The sequence below is a fragment of the Casimicrobium huifangae genome, from assembly GCF_009746125.1.
GTDB classification, from domain to species: Bacteria; Pseudomonadota; Gammaproteobacteria; order Burkholderiales; family Casimicrobiaceae; genus Casimicrobium; species Casimicrobium huifangae.
The window spans coordinates 4,057,117-4,075,649 of record NZ_CP041352.1 but is presented as its reverse complement, the minus strand read 5'-3'; the positions used below and the strand labels follow the sequence as shown (position 1 = coordinate 4,075,649).

Here is an 18,533-nt window from a genome sequence, read left to right as displayed (position 1 = left end):
ATTTTAGGTGTTTCGCCATTCCGGACCACCATGAGCCCGACGACCGCCCCCACCGTGCACCCCGTCATCCTGCTGATTCTGGACGGCTTTGGCTACCGTGAGCCAGCGGCGGACAACGCCATCTCGCTCGCCCGCAAGCCCACCTGGGATGCCTTGTGGAGCAACTGCCCGCACGGCCTGATCGACGCCTCGGAGCACCATGTTGGCCTGCCGGACGGGCAATTCGGCAATTCCGAGGTCGGCCACCTCAACCTGGGCGCTGGCCGGGTGGTCTATCAGGACCTCACCCGCGTTGACCACGCCATCGAAACCGGCGAATTCACGCAAAACGCCGCGCTGGTAGGCGCCTGCGACGCGGCCGTACAGTCCGGTGGCAAGGTACACGTGATTGGCTTGCTGTCGCCCGGCGGCGTGCATTCGCATGAACGCCACATTCACGCCTTTGTGCGCATGGCCGCGGCGCGCAACGTGCCGTCGATTGCCGTGCATGCGATCCTTGATGGTCGCGACATGCCGCCAAAAAGCGCAGCGCCGTCTATCGAAGCGATGCAGGCGGTGTGTGCTGAAACGGGTGCCCGCATCGCTACCGTCAGCGGGCGCTTCTACGCAATGGATCGTGACAAGCGCTGGGAACGTGTCGAGCCTGCCTATCACGCACTGGTCGAGGCTGCCGCAACGCATCATGCCCCTACCGCGAAGGCTGCGCTTGATGCTGCCTACGCCCGCGACGAGAGCGACGAATTTGTGCGGCCCACCGTCATCAGCCACGGCGCGCCGATCAAGGATGGCGATGTCGTGGTGTTCATGAATTTCCGCGCTGATCGCGCACGCGAAATGACCACCGCGCTGACCGACGAGTCGTTCACCGGATTTGCCCGGCGCATGCCCAAACTTGCGCGCTTCGTCTGCCTGTCGCACTATGGCGACGCTTATGCGCATCTGGCCACGGCGTTCCGCAACGACCCCATTGTTAACGGGCTGGGTGAGGTGCTGGCGGCGAGCCATCTCAAACAACTGCGGATTGCCGAGACGGAAAAATACGCTCATGTGACTTACTTCTTCTCCGGCGGACGCGAGCAGACCTATCCAGGTGAAGATCGCGTGCTGGTGCCGTCACCCAAGGTTGAAACCTACGACCTGAAACCAGAAATGAGCGCCCCGGAAGTTACCGACAAGCTGGTCGCAGCGATCGAATCGAAGCAATACGCCGCGATCATCTGCAACTACGCCAACGGCGACATGGTCGGCCATACCGGTGTGCTCGACGCCGCCGTCAAGGCGGTGGAAACACTCGATGCCTGCCTCGCGCGGGTGCTTGCTGCAGCGCGGGCGACGGGCGCGCAGGTGTTGATCACGGCCGACCACGGCAATTGTGAACAGATGTTTGATCCAGCGTCGAATCAGGCGCACACCCAGCACACCACCGACAAGGTGCCACTGGTGTATGTCGGCCCGGAGCCAGCCAACGTGCGCGATGGCGGTGCGCTGCGCGACATTGCGCCGACCTTGCTGGCCATGATGGGGTTGCCGCAACCCGCTGAGATGACCGGGCGCAGCCTGCTCGTCGCGTAACCTCGCGATACGTCACAACACATCGCCGGCAGCGCTTGGCGGTGATAGGATGCGCGCGCCGACCTTTCGCTGCGCCGACAATCACCGCCAATGACTGAGCCTACCGACGCGTTTCCCGATGCGCTGCCGACCGGCACGCGCCTCGGTGATTTTGTGACGACCGGGGTCATCGGCGCGGGAGGCTTTGGCACTGTTTACCTGGCACGCGAGGAGAGCCTCGATCGCATCGTCGCGATCAAGGAGTACCTGCCCAGCGCCATTGCTGCGCGTGGTGCCACGCAGGCCGTGTTGCCGCGCTCGCAGAGCCAGCGCGACGGCTTTGTTGCCGGCCTGCACAGCTTCATGCGCGAAGCGCGGTTGCAGGCGCAGTTCTCGCACCCGGCACTGCTCGAGGTCTATCGCGTCTGGGAGCAGAACGGCACCGCTTACATGGCGATGCGCTATTACCCCGGCACTTCATTGCGCGAAATGCGCAAACTGCCGGAAGCGGCTGCAGGATACGACGAGGCGCAGATTCAGGCGTACCTGCTGCCTGTCTGCGACGCAGTGCGCGAGCTGCATCAGCAGAACATCCTGCATCGCGATGTGTCGCCAGACAACATCCTCATCATGCCGAACGGCGCGCCGGTGCTGCTTGATTTCGGCGCGGCGCGATCGGTCGTGGCGGGCGCCACCCAGTCGCTGACCACGGTGCTCAAACCCGGTTACGCGCCGATTGAACAATATGCCGACGACGGCTCACTGGAGCAGGGACCGTGGACTGATGTCTATGGTCTTGGCGCGGTGATGTACTTCCTGGCGATGGGTACGCCGCCACCGCAGGCCGTCAACCGCATGGTGTTTGACAGCCTCAAGAGCTTCGACGAGACGACTCGCGGACGCTATTCAGAGACCTTTGTTGCTGCGGTCAAGCAGGCGCTGGCGGTGCGGCCCGAGAACCGCTTGCGCAGCGTCGATGCCTTGTGCGATGCACTTGGGTGGTCGCTGCGGGCGCCGATCCCACCACTGCAGACTTACTTTGCGCCAGTGGCTGACCCTGTGGTTACGGCGGAGCCTGCTCCACCAGCCGCGATAACCGCGCGTCCTGCGACGGTGGCGCAGACATCGTCGTCAGTGGCGGATGGCGCCATCGCCAAGCCATTAGCGGTGGAGCCTGCTCCCGAGGCTGTGACCGCAACAACGCGGATGGACCGCCCGCGTCGCCCGTACTGGGTCATCGTAGTCGTGCTGTTGGCCGCTTCGGCTGCGGCGATTGCTCTTCTGACGCGCAAACCGGGCAGCGACAGTAACGTCGGTCAGGGGGCACCAGTCATCGCCCCGACCACGACGGCGTCACCAGCCGCAACGACCCCGAAGGCAAGTGCTCTGCCAACCAGCGAGCCCACCACGCAAGGCCACGGCATCTCTACGCCTTCATCCCCAGCCGCTACGTTGCCCGACAAGGCTGCAAAGACTGCTGTGCCCCCTGCGCCAGCGGTTTCTCCCGCTCCAACCGCCGCTGTTGAGTCCACCACCCGGCCGACTGTGCCGACAAGTTCAGCCACACCGGCGCGCAAGGGCAACGCGGAGAGCAAGCCGGCGCCAGGTGCCCGCCCGCCGGCCGCTACCGACGCGGAAGGCGAAAGCCCGGTGGCGTCGCCCTCACCCTCGCGCCCGGCGCGTGACGCCGATTGCGACCGCCTGCTGACCAAGCTATCCTTGGGCACGGTGGCGTTGACCGAGGCTGAACACGCCCGTCTGCGTGCCTGCCGCTGACACTGTCCGAACACGAGGGAGATTCCCGTGCGCCGTAACAAGATGTTCACCATCGCAGCGCTTCCTGCTGTTCTGCTTGCTGTAACCCTGCTGCTGTCCGGTTGCCAGACGCCACCACCGCCGGGTCCCAAGCCATTGCCGCCAATCGAGACGCGCTATCACGCCGACACTGCGAGCGCCGTAGCGTTCCTGGCGCGCACCGTCGTCGAGCAGCTGGTGAACACGCCACGCCCCGACCAGCCGACCGTTCCGGTTGAGGAATTCTTCAACGCGCAGTCCGCCGAAATCACCACTTCCGGGCGCGCTTTGCAGCGGCAGTTGGCCGACGCACTGACGCAAACGATGGCGCCGCTTCGCTTCGTGCCGCTCGACATCACCAGCGCCAACACTGCGCAATGGGCATTGCTTGCCAGTCACACCACGCCGGCGGCCGGTGAGACCACACAACCGGGGAAATGGGTTCGCCTGCAGGTGGCGATGGTGGAATCGAGCACCGGTCGCGTGCTGACCCGCGTGCGCACCTATCTCGATGCGGCACAGTTCAATGCCGAGCCGACAGCGTTCTTCAAGGATGCGCCCATGTACTTTACCGACAAGCGCCACCAGGAGCGCGTGGGGGCTGTGGGCGGTCAGGGGCGGGTGATTGATGGCGAGTTACTGCTGCAGTCCGCCGTTTCGGATGCTATTGCTGCCTATGAAGCAGGGCGCTATGACGACGCCGAGCGAGCCTTCGTGCGCGCCAAGGCAATGTCGAAGGATCACCCGGCCGCGTTGACCGGCCTGTATCAAACCTACTGGAAGCAGGGGCGCACGGCCGAAGCCGAGCAGGCCTTTGCCGAGCTGGTCGCTGCCAGCCTCGACGCCGGCAGCCTGTCGGTGAAATTGCTGTTCAAGGTGGGCGCCACGACGTTTGTCGATAGCGGTGATTTGCCAACGCAGTACCGTCTTTGGCTCAAGTCCATCGGGCAGGTGGTGTCCAGCAAGGAACGTTGCGTCGACGTGACCGGTCACGCCAGCAAGTCTGGCGCGGCGGACTACAACGAGCGCTTGTCGCAGCAGCGCGCCGAGAGCATCGTGGTGCTGATTGCGCAAACCTCCCGCGATGCCCGCGCCCGATTCAAGGCGGCTGGGCGCGGGTTTCAGGACACCATCGTCGGTACCGGCGCCAATGACGCCACCGATGCCATCGACCGCCGCGTGGAGTTCCGCGTGCGTAGTTGCACATAGCAGCGCCTGCGTCGCTGCGCGCGGCATGCCGCGCTGATGAGAAAATAGGCGCATGTCTTACGTCATGCACCTCTCGGGCCTTGAGCCTCTGGCGATCGGCCCTGATTCCCTCTTTGTCAACGTCGGCGAACGCACCAATGTCACCGGTTCGCGGGCTTTTGCCCGGCTGATCCTCAACGACGACTATGCCGGCGCTGTGGAAGTGGCGCGGCAACAGGTTGCCAACGGCGCGCAGATCATCGACGTCAACATGGACGAGGCCATGCTCGACAGCAAGGCCGCGATGGTGAAGTTTCTGAACATCATCGCGACCGAGCCTGATATCTCGCGGGTGCCAGTGATGATCGATTCGTCGAAGTGGGACGTGATCGAGGCTGGGCTCAAGTGCGTGCAGGGCAAGAGCGTTGTCAACTCCATTTCGCTGAAGGAAGGCGAGGAAAACTTCGTTCGTCAGGCACGTCTGCTTCGCCGCTACGGTGCGGCCGCCGTGGTCATGGCGTTTGATGAGAAGGGGCAGGCCGACACCTATCAGCGCAAGACCGAAATCTGCGCGCGTGCCTACCAGCTGCTGGTGGAGACCGTCGGTTTTCCGGCCGAGGACATCATCTTCGACCCCAATGTGTTCGCGCTCGCCACCGGCCTCGAAGAGCACAGCAACTACGGCGTCGACTTTATCGAGGCGGTGCGCTGGATTCACCAGAACCTGCCAGGCGCCAAAACATCGGGTGGTATCTCCAACATGTCGTTCAGCTTCCGCGGCAACGATCATGTCCGCGAGGCGATGCACACCGTCTTCCTCTATCACGCGATCCGGGCCGGGCTGACGATGGGCATCGTCAACGCCGGGCAGATTGGCATCTACGACGAGCTGGAGCCCGCCCTGCGCGAACACTGCGAGGACGTAATCCTCAACCGCCGGCCGGATGCCACCGAACGCATGCTGGCCTTCGCCGAGACGGTGAAGGGCGGCGGCAAGGCCAAGGTCGAAGACCTCGGCTGGCGCGAACTCCCCGTCAACGAGCGCCTCAAGCATGCGCTGGTGAAGGGCATCAATACCTTTATCGTCGAGGACACCGAGGAATCACGACTGAGTTTCGAGCGGCCGCTGCAGGTGATCGAAGGCCCGTTGATGGACGGCATGAACGTCGTGGGTGATCTGTTCGGTCAGGGCAAGATGTTCCTGCCGCAGGTCGTGAAGTCGGCCCGCGTGATGAAGCAGGCGGTGGCGCACCTGGTGCCTTTCATCGAGGAAGAAAAACGCCTGCTCGGTACCGAAGCCAAGACCAAGGGCAAGATCGTGCTGGCCACCGTCAAGGGTGACGTCCACGACATTGGCAAGAACATCGTGGGCGTGGTGCTTCAGTGCAACAACTACGAGGTCATCGATCTCGGGGTCATGGTGCCGTGCGACAAGATACTTGCCGCCGCGAAGGATTCCGGCGCCAACATCATCGGATTGTCAGGGTTGATCACGCCGTCGCTTGAAGAGATGGCCTATGTTGCCAGGGAGATGGACCGGCTTGACTTCCATGTACCGCTGCTGATCGGTGGTGCCACCACCTCGCGTACGCACACGGCGGTGAAGATTGCGCCGAACTACAAAAATCCGGTGGTGCATGTGGTCGATGCCTCGCGCGCGGTGGGCGTGGCCACGGCGCTGCTGAGTGATGACATGAAGGCCGGTTTTGTTGCCGAAACGGCGGCGGACTACGCTGTCATTCGCGAACGCCACGCCAGCAAGAAGGCGGTGCCGCTGCTTGAACTCGAGGTTGCACGGGCTAACCGCTTCTTCCCGTTTGCGGGCGAATACCAGCACTACACGCCACCGACACCACAACATCTCGGCGTGCACCAACTGCGCGACTACCCGCTGGCGGCGCTGGTGCCCTACATCGACTGGACGCCTTTTTTCATCGTCTGGGATCTGGCGGGCAACTATCCGAAGATTCTCAATGATGAAATCGTCGGCGACGAGGCGCAGAAAGTGTTCCGCGATGGGCAGGCGATGCTCAAGCGCATCGTGCAGGAAAAATGGCTTACCGCGAATGCGTCCTATGGTCTGTTGCCGGCGCAGAGCGACGGCGACGACATCATTGTGTTCGCCGATGGCGCCCACACACAGGTCGCCATGCGCTTTCACACACTGCGTCAACAGGCTGCGAAAGAAGCCGGGCGGCCCAACTTCGCGCTGGCCGATTTCATCGCACCGAAAGACAGCGGTCATGCCGACTACCTCGGACTCTTCGCCGTGACCGCCGGTCTCGGTGGCGACGCTCGCCTCGCGGCCTTCGAGAAGGCAGGCGACGACTACAACGCGATCATGTTCAAGGCGCTTGCAGATCGCCTCGCCGAGGCGTTCGGCGAGCACCTGCACGAGCGCGTGCGCAAGGAGTTCTGGGGCTATGCGCATGACGAACACCTCGACAACGAGGCGCTGATCCGCGAGAAGTATCGCGGCATCCGCCCGGCGCCGGGCTACCCGGCATGCCCCGATCATCGCGAGAAAGTCGATCTCTTCCGGGTACTTGACGCGGCGGCAATCGGCATGGGGCTGACCGAGAGTTACGCCATGACGCCGCCGGCAAGTGTCAGCGGTTTCTACTTTGCCCATCCAGCTGCGCAGTACTTCACCGTTGGCAAGATTGGCGACGACCAGTTTGCCGATCTGGCACGGCGGCGTGGTGAAGACGTCGAGGCGCAGACGCGTGCGCTGAACACGCTGGTGTAGACGCTTTCACCCGTCATCAGGTAACGGATCGGGGTGCGACCGTCGCTGGTGCAGATTTTGGGCGCAGGCAGGAATCAAGGATACAAATCCGCTCCCGATGAGCAGAAAATTCCCGCTCTGACGTTTTGGTAGTCACAGCGTACTTTGCGGGAATCACGTGCGGGAACTCTGGTCACAGGCCTTCCGGGAATTTGAAAAACTGTCGGCACTCACAGCCACGGAGGCTGATGCCCGTTTGCGCGAACTGCAGGAAGAGCAGCCCGAGCTTGCGAAGCTGGTCGAGCGCATTCGCTCGCAACCTGCGATCAGCCTGCAACCCATTCCCTGGGCCGGTCACGACGGTAACGCTGCTGCCCCCGGCACGTCGGGGGCCAGGCTCGGTGCCTACACGCTGATCCGCGAGATTGGCCGCGGTGGCAGTGGCAGCGTCTGGCTGGGCGAACGTGCGGATGGGCTCTATCACGGTCAGGTTGCAATCAAGCTGTTGAGTGCGCCGCTGCTGCACGATGTTTCCAATCGGCAGCGCTTCGCCCGCGAAGGCGAACTGCTGGCGCGGCTGTCACACCCCAACATCGCGCGCCTGCTGGACGCAGGGACCTCCGACGAAGGCGCGCGTTACCTGGTACTGGAATATGTTGACGGCGTTGCGCTCGGCGAGTACTGCGCCAGTGAAGGCTTGGGCATCGAGGCCACCATCAAACTGTTCTGCCAGGCAGTGGATGCTGTCGCCTATTCGCACGCGCAGTTGATCCTGCATCGCGACATCAAGCCGGGCAACATGCTGGTGACCGCCAGCGGCGAGCTGAAACTGCTCGACTTCGGGCTCGGCAAACTGCTGCATGAGGACGAGGAGCCGCTGGTGGTCGCGGCCGATGTCACCCGCATGCTGGGCATCGGTTACACGCCGCGTTATGCCTCGCCCGAACAGATGCGCGGCAGCGGCATGACCACGGCCAGCGATGTCTATTCGCTCGGCGTCACGCTGTATGAGCTGCTCACCGGCGCGCCGTTTGAAAGCCGCGAGAACTACACCCGCCCCTCGGAGCGGCTGGCGACCTCGACGACGCGCAGCACCTGGTCTCGCCGTGTACGGGGCGACATCGACAGCATCATCGCCAAGGCAGTGAGCGAAGCGCCGGAGGAGCGCTATGTCAACGCCGCCGCACTCGGTGACGATCTGCGCCGCTTCCTCAATCACGAACCGGTGACCGCGCAGCCAGATACCACCCTCTATCGCGCCGGCAAGTTTGTGCGACGGCACCGGCTGGCAGTGGGCGCCAGTCTGCTCACCACGCTGGCGGTGATCGCGGCGTTGTCGCTGTCAGTGGTGCAGACCATCGAAGCGACGCGCCAAAAGGAGCGCGCCGAGCAGGAGGCAAAACTGCGCGGCCAGATGACGGACTTTGTGACACATTTGCTGTCGCAGTACGCGCCCAGCGACAAGCCAATCACGACTGCGGAACTACTCAAGATTGGCATTCAGAAGGTGCCCACGGTATTTGCTGACGATCCCGTCACGGCCTCCCGCATGACGCAGCGCCTGGCAGAACATCTGATGACTGTGCGAGGTCACGGCGAGGACGCACTGGCGGCGCAAATGCAGGCAATCGAGCAGGCCAGAAAGGCTGGCGATGATGCACAACTGGTCGATGCAACATCGTTTCTCGCCGACATCCAGATTCGTCTTGCAAAGACTGATGATGCAAGCAGGTCGTTGAAAGAAGCTGCAGATCTGCTGCAAAGAATTCCGAACAGGCACCCCCGCCGCAGTGAACTGGAAGACAACCTTCTGCAGGATCAGGCGATGGTGGCGACGATCACCGGTGATGCGCCTTTGGCCAGTAAAACTGCGGATGCATTGGTCGCCCGCCGCAACCGCTTCGCGTCGGCGTCGGTGGCGGACGAAATCGCAGCATGGAACCGTATCTCGCTCGCCTACAACACTGCCATGCGCTACTCGGATGCGCTGGCAGCCCATGACAAGTCGTGGCCACTTTTTCGCAGTGCCGCGCTGACTGATGGTCAGGAAGCCATTTCCGACCACGTGACGCGGCTGACGTCGCTACTGGATGCACGCGATCCGGGATCGGCCGTGCGCTTCATTGAAGAACAGATCAAGCCCAACAGCAAAGTCCCGCTGCAACAACTGCCGAACCAATTGTTGTCACGCATCATTCGCAGCTATGCGACCCACGGAGATGTGGCTCGGGCTCGCGAATTGCTCGAAGCCCGATTGGCGAGTCTTGACCGGTCCAAACCGGTGCCGCTCAGCATTGCGTTGGCTCACTTTGAGTTGTGCATGGTGCAGGGCGATGCGACATGCACGTCAAAGCTGGAAGCAGAGGCTGCCCGCAATTTCGAAGTTGCGCACCGGGCGCCACAGCTGGTCGTCGGCCGGCACTGGGTGACGGCGAGCAGCGCCCGTGCAGCGGGGCAGGCCGACAGGGCCATGCGGGCGATAGAAACCGGCGTTCGCGAGATTGCTGCAAACGTTTCCGCGCCAAGCCCCTACTACGCGCCGCTGCTGCTCGAACGCAGTCGCCTGCAGCTGGCGGCCGGCGATGCCGCTTTGGGGCGGAAAAGTGCGCGCGACGCGCTTGACTATCTGCAGCGGCATCAGCGATACGATCCGCTACGGTGCTTGTGGCGTGGCGATCTTTTGCTGGTCATCGCGCAGGCAGCAAATACGCTGGGAGCCAGCGACGAATCCGCTGTAGCGCGTCGCGAAGCGGAACAGATATTTCGCAACGTGCTCACCACCGCAGCCGCAGACACTCGTCTGCAACGATAGCGACGCGTTCCCGGGCGTTGTCACCGGCGCACGGCGTCAGCCGTCGCATCCCCTGAGCAAGTTCTCGCCAGCAATGCGTTTGCACCAATAGCTCTGCGCGAATCGGGCAGCGTGCAGCCGTCTCGGACTTCTCGATATGACTTTTGGATGAAAGCCTTATTCAAATTGGGCTTGCTGCCCGATTGGCATGGAAGTCGATATTGTGCTTTTTTGGCTCTTAGCCCATATCCAATAAGGATTTCATTAAAAAGATGATGATCAGTCGCCGCACCCCTGAACAACATTTCGACGGTGCCGGCCGAGTCCCGCGTGCGACGTCGATGGTTGGCCGCCTCGTACGAATCCTGCTTTCAACGGCGTTTGCCGGCATTACGTGGGGCGCCGTTGCCGCCATCCCGGCCGCCGAAAGGCAAGTGCTGCTTGATCTCTACAGTGCCACCAATGGCGCCGGCTGGACTGGCGTCACGCCAGCCTGGACGGGCGCCGCTGGCAGCGAATGCGCGTGGGGCGGCGTGACCTGCGATGCCGGGCAGACGACGGTGCTGGAGATCAACCTGAGCGTACGCAATCTCGTTGGCACGCTGCCCACGTCAATCAATCAGCTCGGCAACCTGCGCAGTTTCATTGCCGACGGCAACCGGCTCACCGGCGGCATCCCGACGCTCACCGGCATGACGGCATTGCAGACGCTTAATCTGAGCCGCAATCAGCTTGATGGCAACATCGGCTCGTGGAGCGGTTTGACATCGCTGCAGACTGTGTTGGCGAGCAACAATCGCCTGACCGGCAGCGTTCCTGCGCTTACCGGGCTGGCGGCACTGCGCACCGTGGCGCTCAACAACAATCGTTTGTCGGGCAGCATTCCGGTACTTGCCGGACTCGGCAATCTGCAACGCGTCGATCTGTCGAGCAATCAACTGAGCGGCAATATCCCGACACTGACCGGACTGGCGCAACTGCAAACCCTGTCGCTACAGAACAACCGACTGAGTGGCGCCTTGCCGTCGCTCGCAGGGCTGAGCGGTCTGGGTGGTATCGACGTCGGCAACAACCTGCTGACCGGCACCATCCCGGCGGTGCCGTCGCCGAACAACCTTACCGCCAACAACTCGCGTCTGTGCCCGAATGCGCTGACCGTGAGCAGCGATGCGGCGTGGGACACCGCGACGGGTGTTGCGCCGTGGTCGCGTGATTGCAGCGTCAATTACACCGTCACACCAGTGGCAGCGCCGAATGGCGAAATATTCCCCGGTACGCCGCAGCTCGCCGGTGTCAACGGTGGCGCCAGTTTCGCCATCGTGCCGAATGCGGGCTACGGTGTGGTGGTCGGTGGCAACTGCCCGGCGGGGCAATGGGTGGGCACCAGCTACACGATCGTGTTCATCAACGCCAACTGCAACGTGGCGCCGGTGTTTGACAACACCATGTTCGCGGTGACCATCAGTAGCACCGGTCCGGGCACGGTCACGCCGATCGGGTTGCGAGCGATCCTGTTCGGCAGCTATGTGAGCTTCACCGCAGTGCCGGATCCGGGCTATCGCGCCAGCGCGCAGACCACCTGCGGCGTCAACGGTTTTACCTTCGGCGGCAACCAGTTCACCACCGCCAGCCCGGTGACGGCGGACTGTTCGATCACCGTCAGCTTCACCGCCATCACGCCGCAGTTCACGATCACGCCGATCGCGGGCGCGCATGGCCGCATTTCGCCGGCCGCGCCGTTCCAGATTGCACAGGGCGGACGTACCGAGCTGACGGTGACGCCGGACGCGGGTTACGTGATTGCCAGCGTCACCGGCTGCGCCGGCACGCTGAGCAGCAGTGGCAAGTACGTGACCGGGGTGGTGAACGCGAACTGCTCGGTGACCGCGACCTTCGCGCTGGCAACTGCGGTGGCGGTGCCGACTGGCGGGTCGTTAGCGGCGCTGATGCTGACGCTGCTGCTTGTTGTTGCAGCCTGGCACCAGCGTCGCCGGCACCGTTAGGCAGAGATCGTGGCGCGCCGCGTCGGCAAGCGTACGAGCGCTTACTGCGCCGCGAGATCAGGACTCAGCACCGCGCCGCACTGGCTGCTCAGGTAGCGCTGGATCGCTGGCCAGTCGCTGCGGGTTGCACCGGCCGGAAAGGTAATCCCGGCGATGACTGCCGGGCCTCGGATGCCCAGCATCAGACGCGTCGCGATCAGCCCGTCAACCGTGGCCAGCATGCGGCCATCGCCGTCGATATCGAGCGCGCATTGCTGCGCGCCGTTGTCACCCAGCAGCAGTCGCGTCACGCAGAAGAAACTGATGCTGCCCTGGGTGCACTTGCCGGTGAGCAGCAGCCGGTATTCAGTCCGATAGTTCGATGATCCGCTCACGGTGGCCGACACCTGCAATGCGCTGGCATTGGCGCGATCATCCGCAAGGATTGGTGGCAGCAGAATGCGGCCGGCGCCATTCAGCACACTGTCGAACGATACGTCGAGCCCGCCGTCGGCATGGAAGCGTGCGGCGCAGAACTGGTACACCAAGCCGCTCAGGCACTGACCGGTGATGATGAACTTGCCGTCAGTCTGAAACAGCACGCCGGTAGCGAAGTCGTCACCGGTGCCGACAGGCTGCGCGAAGCCGTTGAAGCCGGTACCGTAGAAAATCATCCTGCGGCCACTGCCCTGTTCGAGCCGGGTGCCGCAGAAGTCGTAGTTGCTGCCATTCCAGCACGACCCGACGATGTAGATCATGCCATCGGGACGTATCGCCACAGTCGAGGCGAAGTCGTTGCTCGAACCGGACGTGATTGGCATGAGGACTTTGCCATTGCCATTGAGCGTGACGATGTTGTCGCCGCCGTCAAAGAAGAGGTCGAAACGACCGTCGGCTGCCATCAGCCGCACCGCGCAGAAATCCACTGCGGTGGCGCCGTTCTGACAGGAGCCAACGACGATGATCTTGCCGTCGGCCTGCAGCGTCATCGCCGACGCCGCGTTGTGGCCACCGCCGACCGCCAGCGCAAATCTGCCGTGGCCAGCACCGGCACCAGTGCCCGCAGCGTCGGGGCCGTTGAAGCTGCTGTCGAAGCTGCCGCTGGCGTTCAACCGGGCCAGACAGAACAGGGAAACGCCCGTCGGGCTGCAGGTACCGGCGACCAGGATCTTGCCGTCCGGCTGCAGCGCCAGCGCAACCAGCGACTCCGGCCCGCTACCAGCGACGCCGAAGCTGAAGCGGCCCTGGCCGTTGCCCTCGCCGGTGCCGGCGGCGTCAGGGCCATTGAAACTGGTATCGAGGCTGCCATCGCCTTGCAGGCGTGCGAGGCAAAACTTGTTGACCGCTCCCACGGTACAGGTTCCGGCCACGATGATTCGGCCATCAGGTTGTACGGCCACGGCGACGGCGCCGTCGTTGCCATCGCCGATCGGCAGCAGGAACTTGCCGCCAGCGTTGCCCTGCGGTCCGACGAAAGTGGTGTCGAGTGCGCCGTTGGCAGTCAGGCGGGCAATGCAGAAGTCGCTGTCGATGCCGTTATGGCAACCGCCGACGATGATGATTTTGCCGTCCTGCTGCACGGCCAAGGCTCTTGCCTCCTGCGCCGCCGAGTTGTTGAAGTTGAAGGCGTAACGCCCCACGCCTGCCGCGAACGAAGTGTCAGTGCTGCCAGCAATGGCGTACGCAGCACCCGCTGCCAGCGCAAGCAGTGCGGCGAATGACTGGCGCGCAACGGTGAATGGCGACGTGGATCGCCGCAGGTATCTGGTTGGCATTGGAACGGCTCCCAATTTGAGGTTCAGACAGACGGGCAGCAAACGTCGTGGTGTCTGCGCCATTTGAAAGAACGTCAAAACGGTACCGATTTGCTCATCGCGCGGCGCACGATGGCCAGCCGCTAGCGTGCGCCAGGCTCCAGTACGTCGGCCAGAAAGGCGCGCGCCTTCTGCCAGTCGCGGGTGGCGGTGGCCATTGAGATGCCGAGCTGCTCGGCGCATTCTTCCAGCGTGAAACCGGCGAAGTAGCGCAGTTCGACGAGATCGTGTGCGCGCTGGTCGATCTCTTTCAGCTCGTGCAGGGCGCGATCAACGGCAAGGATGCGGTCGTTGTCCAGCGTCGGGGCCGCGAGCTCACCGGCCAGCGTGAGGCTGACATCAATGCCGTCGCGCTTGTCGGTCTGCCGTGCCCGCACATAGTCGATCACCACGCTGCGCATGGCACGGGCGGCGTAGCTGAAGAACGCCTCGCGCGAGAGCGTGGAGCCGAGCTTCGCCATGCGCGCAAAGCTCTCGTGTACCAGCACGGTGGCCGGGAGGTCGGTCAGATTTGACTGGCTGCGCAACTGGCTGCGCGCCACCCGCTTGAGCTCGGCATATACCGCCTGATAGGCGGCAGCCGGATCGGCGGCATCAAAGTTGAAAACGGGCGGAGCGGGATCGTTCAAGGGCAACCTGTTGGCCCGTGATCGGGCGGTGAAATGAGCAATTCTGACGGCGTCCCGCGTTTGCAGTGACAAGGATGCAAACAAAGGCGCAAGTGAATGGACATTGGCATGGACGTTACCGCGAAGCGCGGCGCGCCATCACTGCAGCAAGCGGTGAAAAAGCATAACGGCTTTTTGCTGAAACGACCACGACATTGGGCACGGGAGCCTGTTTTGAAAAAACCCGACTTCAAGCATTTTGGCGCTGACATCCCAATACAAATGGCACTTTACGAAGAAAGCTGTTGCCGCCTGCGCGTGCTGGTGGTTGCAGATTTTTCCGATGCCGAATACGAGCGCTGCACGCTGCTGGTGATGGAAAACCTTGCGCTGGTCGCCACTCCCTGCGCGCCGGAGGTCGGGTCGCAATTTGCCTATCAGCGTCGCCGCGATGTTCACTGTCACGGCATGGCGCGGCTGGTGCGTGATGGCGTGGCGTGAGCAAGAACTGCCGCCGTTCACGTTGTTGTCCGGCATGAATCAGAAAAACTGCTTTTGGCGACGGTGGGCGCGCGTTGCCTGCATGGTCGCCATGCTCGACGTGTCGCTGATCACCATCCCTGGTGTCGCGCATGCGGCGCCTGCCGACTATGACGCCAGTTTCGGCGGCGGCGTCTCGCGCTGGTTCTTGAGCCTCAGCGGCCAGTTGAGTCAGGCGCAGGCGATTGTCAGCCAGCCCGATGGCAAGGTACTGTTTGCCGGCGGCTGCCGCGGCATCTCGGTGCAGAAGACCGCGTTTTGCGTGATGCGGCTGCTCGGCAACGGTCAGGCCGACACGAGCTTTGGCAGCGCCGGCCTCACCGTGACCCACGTTACGCCCGGCTTCGGCAGCGACATTCCGCAGGCCATGCTGCTGCAGCCTGACGGCAAGGTGGTCGTCGCCGGCACCTGCAACAGCGACACCGGCGGCTACGACTTCTGTGTGGTGCGATACCTCGCCAACGGCACGCCCGATACCGCGTTTGGCAACGCCGGCCGCGTGCTGACGGCGCTCTCGGCCGGCACTGGCTCTGATCTGGCGCACGCCGTTGCGCTAGACCCCGCCGGCAACATCGTCGTCGCCGGTCAGTGTGGCGCGCCGAGCAACTCTTGTCTGGCCAGCTACGATGCAGTCACGGGCGCGCCGCGGCCCACGTTCGGCACCGGCGGCATTCAAGTTTTCCGGATGTCGGGCGATCCGGCGGCACAGGAGTCGATCAATGCGCTGGCGACTGACCGCTTCGGCCGTCTGCACACGGCCGGTAGTTGCCACCCCAACCTCGATACCGCGCTCGACTTCTGCGTCGCGCGCTTGGGCGCAGCAGGCGCGCTCGACACCAATTTCGGACCAGGCACGGGCTGGGTATCAACGAGTTTCGCTGCCGACAAACTGGACGACGCCGCCAATGCCTTGCTGGTGCAACCGGATGGCAAGCTGCTCGCTGCCGGTAGCTGCCGCATCTCACCCAATGTGTATGGCCTGTGCCTGGCCCGCTACTTAGGTAACGGCAGCCCCGACACGACTTTTGATGCGGCGTTCGCTGCCAGCGGCAAGGTGGTGACCGCGCCCGCAACCCATCCCGTCAGTGCGATCCGCTCGCTGGTGCTGCAACCTGATGGCCGCATCGTCGCCGCCGGCATTTGCCAGAAAGTCACGCCAGCGGCCGACGCCGACATCTGCGTTGCCCGTTATCTGCCCGAGGGGCAGACGGATGCCTCCTTTGGCAGCAACGGCGTCGCGATCATTTATCCGACGTCACCGAGCGCCACCCTGCAGGAGGCGGCGTTCGCGCTGGCCATGCAGCCGGGCGGACGCCTGCTGGTCGCAGCAGCCTGTGGCAACACCGGAACCTTGAGCGCCGACGCCTGCGTAATCGCGCTGGCCGGTGGCCCGCTTGGCTATCGCCGCTGCAGCCTCGACCTCGATGGCGACGGTGTCGCCCGCGCTGACACCGATGCGCTGCTGTTCACCCGCCTGATGTTCGGCGTCAGCAGCAACGCTGCTGTGCAGGGCATCAACTTTCCGCCGGCGGCAGTGCGCAATAGCGCAGCGCTCATTCGTCGCCACGCCATCGAACAGTGTGGCTTCGGCGTCGCACCCTAGCGCCGCGAGGACATTGCGATGATGAAACCAACCACGCGTTCCCGTTCCCCGCTATTGCTACACCTGTTGCAAACGCTCACCGGGCTGGTAGTCGCTTTCAGCGGCGCCGTCGCACTGGCTCTGCCCGGCGAGCTGGACACCACATTCGGTACCGGCGGGCGAGTGATCGACACGCTGGGCTACGACATCGTCAGCGTGCGTGCGATGGTGCGGCAACCCGACGGCAGGCTGGTGATCGCTGCTGCCTGTACGCTCAATCTGTCGCAACCGTTTTTTTGCGTTGCGCGTTTCAACGCCAACGGCAGTCTTGACTTGCCGTTCGGCAACAGCGGCCGCGTGCGTATCAGTCCGACCAATGGCGGCGGCTACGCGATACCGAACGCCATCGCGATTGAGCCGACAGGCAATCTCGTGGTCGCCGGGCAGTGCGAAATGCCTGCCACCGGCGCCGACTTCTGCATGGTGCGCCTCGACAGCTTTGGCACCCTTGATGGCGGTTTTGGCCTGAGCGGTTGGGTTACCACCTCGGTCAGCCCTGCCAATGCTGACAGCGCCAATGCCATCGTGCTCGAACCGGGCGGACGCATCATCCTGGGCGGACCTTGCGACTATGCGACGGTGACCGGCGTCAACTTCTGCCTCGCCCGCTACGAGCGCGACGGCAAACTTGACCGCAGTTTCGGCAACAACGGTCTCACCTTCACCAGCTACGTTGCCAGCACACCAGGCGGCCAGAGTGACGTGCTGACTGGACTGATCAAGCTCGGCGACGGAAGGCTGCTGGCCGGCGGCCACTGCGACACCATGACCGCAACGGGCGTTGACCTTTGCCTGATGCGCTTCAGCGCCGATGGTGTACTCGACACCAGCTTCGGCACCGGCGGCAAGGCCTCGTTCGCTGTCGGCCCGGGCAACGCGGCCGACTACGCCTACGCGATGGCACTGCAACCGGACGGCAAGGTGCTGCTCGGCGGTAGTTGCTACGCGCAGGCGGCGACCGGTTTCGACTTCTGCCTGATCCGCGTTGATCCGGCGACGGCGACGCTCGATACCACTTTCAACGGAACCGGCAAGCTGACGCTTCCAATGGGCTTTGGCGCGCTCGACGACGTCGTGCGCAGCATCGTGGTGCAGCCTGATGGCCGCATCATCGCCGCCGGCAGTTGCGGTATGGGCAACGCGACCACGGCGGAGGATTTCTGCTGGGTCCGGTTGCTGCCGGAGGGGCAACAGGATCGCGCCATCGCTGGCAACACCGACGGGACTGGTGTCATTGCCACTGCGTTTGGTAGCGGTGCCAGCAACGATCGCGCTTACGCCATGCTGCTGCAACCGGACGGCAATCTGGTGCTCGCGGGTGGTTGCCAGCGCAACGTGGGTGGCATGCTGGAGAGTGCCTGTCTGGCGCGTTATCAGGGCGGGCCGTTTGGCTACACGGCATGTACCCCCGACCTTGACGGCGACGGGCAATATCACCCGCTGATTGATGGCCTGCTGCTGACGCGAATCCTGCTCGGCTTCAACGATTCGCGGGCACTGAGCGGCATCCGGCTCAGCCCCGGCGCTACGCGCAACAACTGGAACCTGATTGCCAGCCATCTGGCGCGCCACTGCGGTGTGCGCGGGCTGTTCTGGACCGAATTGAGCCTATAGGCAGGACTTCTCTGATGAAACGGGGCTGTTCAAGCCCCGCTTCGGCGTTGTAGCATTACTACCTGTGCACCCGCCCGTCGCGCCAACAGCGCAAACCAACGGGCCTGTCCCCGCACCAGAAAGGACGCCGCGATGCAAACCACGATTTCCCGCTCCCAACTCGTTCGCGCCTGTGCAAACAGCGGCGTGACCGGCGTCGTGATGGCAGGGCTCGGGGTTCCAGCCTCGCCACTGTTGTCCGTCCCGGGAATTTATTTCCCGAAACACCCGCGTTGACTCGA

Annotated in this window: 11 protein-coding genes; 9 read left to right on the top strand and 2 right to left on the bottom strand. The window is 63.5% G+C overall.

Annotated elements, in window-relative coordinates:
* The first annotated feature begins 30 nt into the window (after positions 1–30).
* The 6 genes from gpmI (at position 31) to FKL89_RS18430 (ending at position 12,055) form a co-directional block, all read left to right on the top strand.
* A complete protein-coding gene (gene gpmI / locus FKL89_RS18455) occupies positions 31–1,572 on the top strand; it encodes a 2,3-bisphosphoglycerate-independent phosphoglycerate mutase (RefSeq protein ID WP_156864188.1) in 1,542 nt (513 codons plus the stop codon).
* 90 nt (positions 1,573–1,662) lie between these two features.
* Positions 1,663–3,327: a serine/threonine protein kinase gene (locus tag FKL89_RS18450; RefSeq protein ID WP_156864187.1), complete on the top strand. Its 1,665-nt coding sequence runs from the start codon at positions 1,663–1,665 to the stop codon at positions 3,325–3,327.
* Between the two features lie 27 nt (positions 3,328–3,354).
* A complete protein-coding gene (locus FKL89_RS18445; RefSeq protein WP_156864186.1) occupies positions 3,355–4,554 on the top strand; it encodes an OmpA family protein in 1,200 nt (399 codons plus the stop codon).
* 52 nt (positions 4,555–4,606) lie between these two features.
* Positions 4,607–7,282: a methionine synthase gene (metH, locus tag FKL89_RS18440; protein WP_156864185.1), complete on the top strand. Its 2,676-nt coding sequence runs from the start codon at positions 4,607–4,609 to the stop codon at positions 7,280–7,282.
* A gap of 157 nt (positions 7,283–7,439) precedes the next feature.
* Positions 7,440–10,073 carry a serine/threonine protein kinase gene (locus tag FKL89_RS18435; protein ID WP_156864184.1) on the top strand — a complete coding sequence of 878 codons (2,634 nt, stop codon included), beginning with the start codon at positions 7,440–7,442 and terminating at the stop codon, positions 10,071–10,073.
* Between the two features lie 251 nt (positions 10,074–10,324).
* Positions 10,325–12,055: an InlB B-repeat-containing protein gene (locus FKL89_RS18430; RefSeq protein WP_156864183.1), complete on the top strand. Its 1,731-nt coding sequence runs from the start codon at positions 10,325–10,327 to the stop codon at positions 12,053–12,055.
* 41 nt (positions 12,056–12,096) lie between these two features.
* Here FKL89_RS18430 and FKL89_RS18425 read toward each other — a convergent pair whose 3' ends face one another.
* Both FKL89_RS18425 and FKL89_RS18420 read right to left on the bottom strand, forming a co-directional pair.
* Complete coding sequence (locus FKL89_RS18425) at positions 12,097–13,809, bottom strand: delta-60 repeat domain-containing protein (RefSeq protein WP_162527585.1); 1,713 nt, start codon at positions 13,807–13,809, stop codon at positions 12,097–12,099.
* Positions 13,810–13,931: 122 nt separating this feature from the next.
* Positions 13,932–14,477, bottom strand: coding sequence for an ECF-type sigma factor (locus FKL89_RS18420; RefSeq protein WP_162527584.1), 546 nt, complete (start codon positions 14,475–14,477; stop codon positions 13,932–13,934).
* A 96-nt stretch (positions 14,478–14,573) separates the two neighbouring features.
* Here FKL89_RS18420 and FKL89_RS18415 point away from each other — a divergent pair, with 96 nt between their 5' ends.
* Genes FKL89_RS18415 through FKL89_RS18405 form a run of 3 tightly spaced genes read left to right on the top strand, consistent with a single transcriptional unit; the run spans position 14,574 to position 18,252 of the window.
* A complete protein-coding gene (locus FKL89_RS18415; protein ID WP_156864180.1) occupies positions 14,574–14,957 on the top strand; it encodes a hypothetical protein in 384 nt (127 codons plus the stop codon).
* Entirely contained in the window at positions 14,908–16,599 is a 1,692-nt protein-coding gene (locus FKL89_RS18410) for an NHL repeat-containing protein (RefSeq protein WP_156864179.1), read from the top strand. The genes FKL89_RS18415 and FKL89_RS18410 overlap by 50 nt, the downstream gene beginning before the upstream one ends.
* A gap of 18 nt (positions 16,600–16,617) precedes the next feature.
* Positions 16,618–18,252 carry a hypothetical protein gene (locus FKL89_RS18405; RefSeq protein WP_156864178.1) on the top strand — a complete coding sequence of 545 codons (1,635 nt, stop codon included), beginning with the start codon at positions 16,618–16,620 and terminating at the stop codon, positions 18,250–18,252.
* Positions 18,253–18,533: the final 281 nt, after the last annotated feature.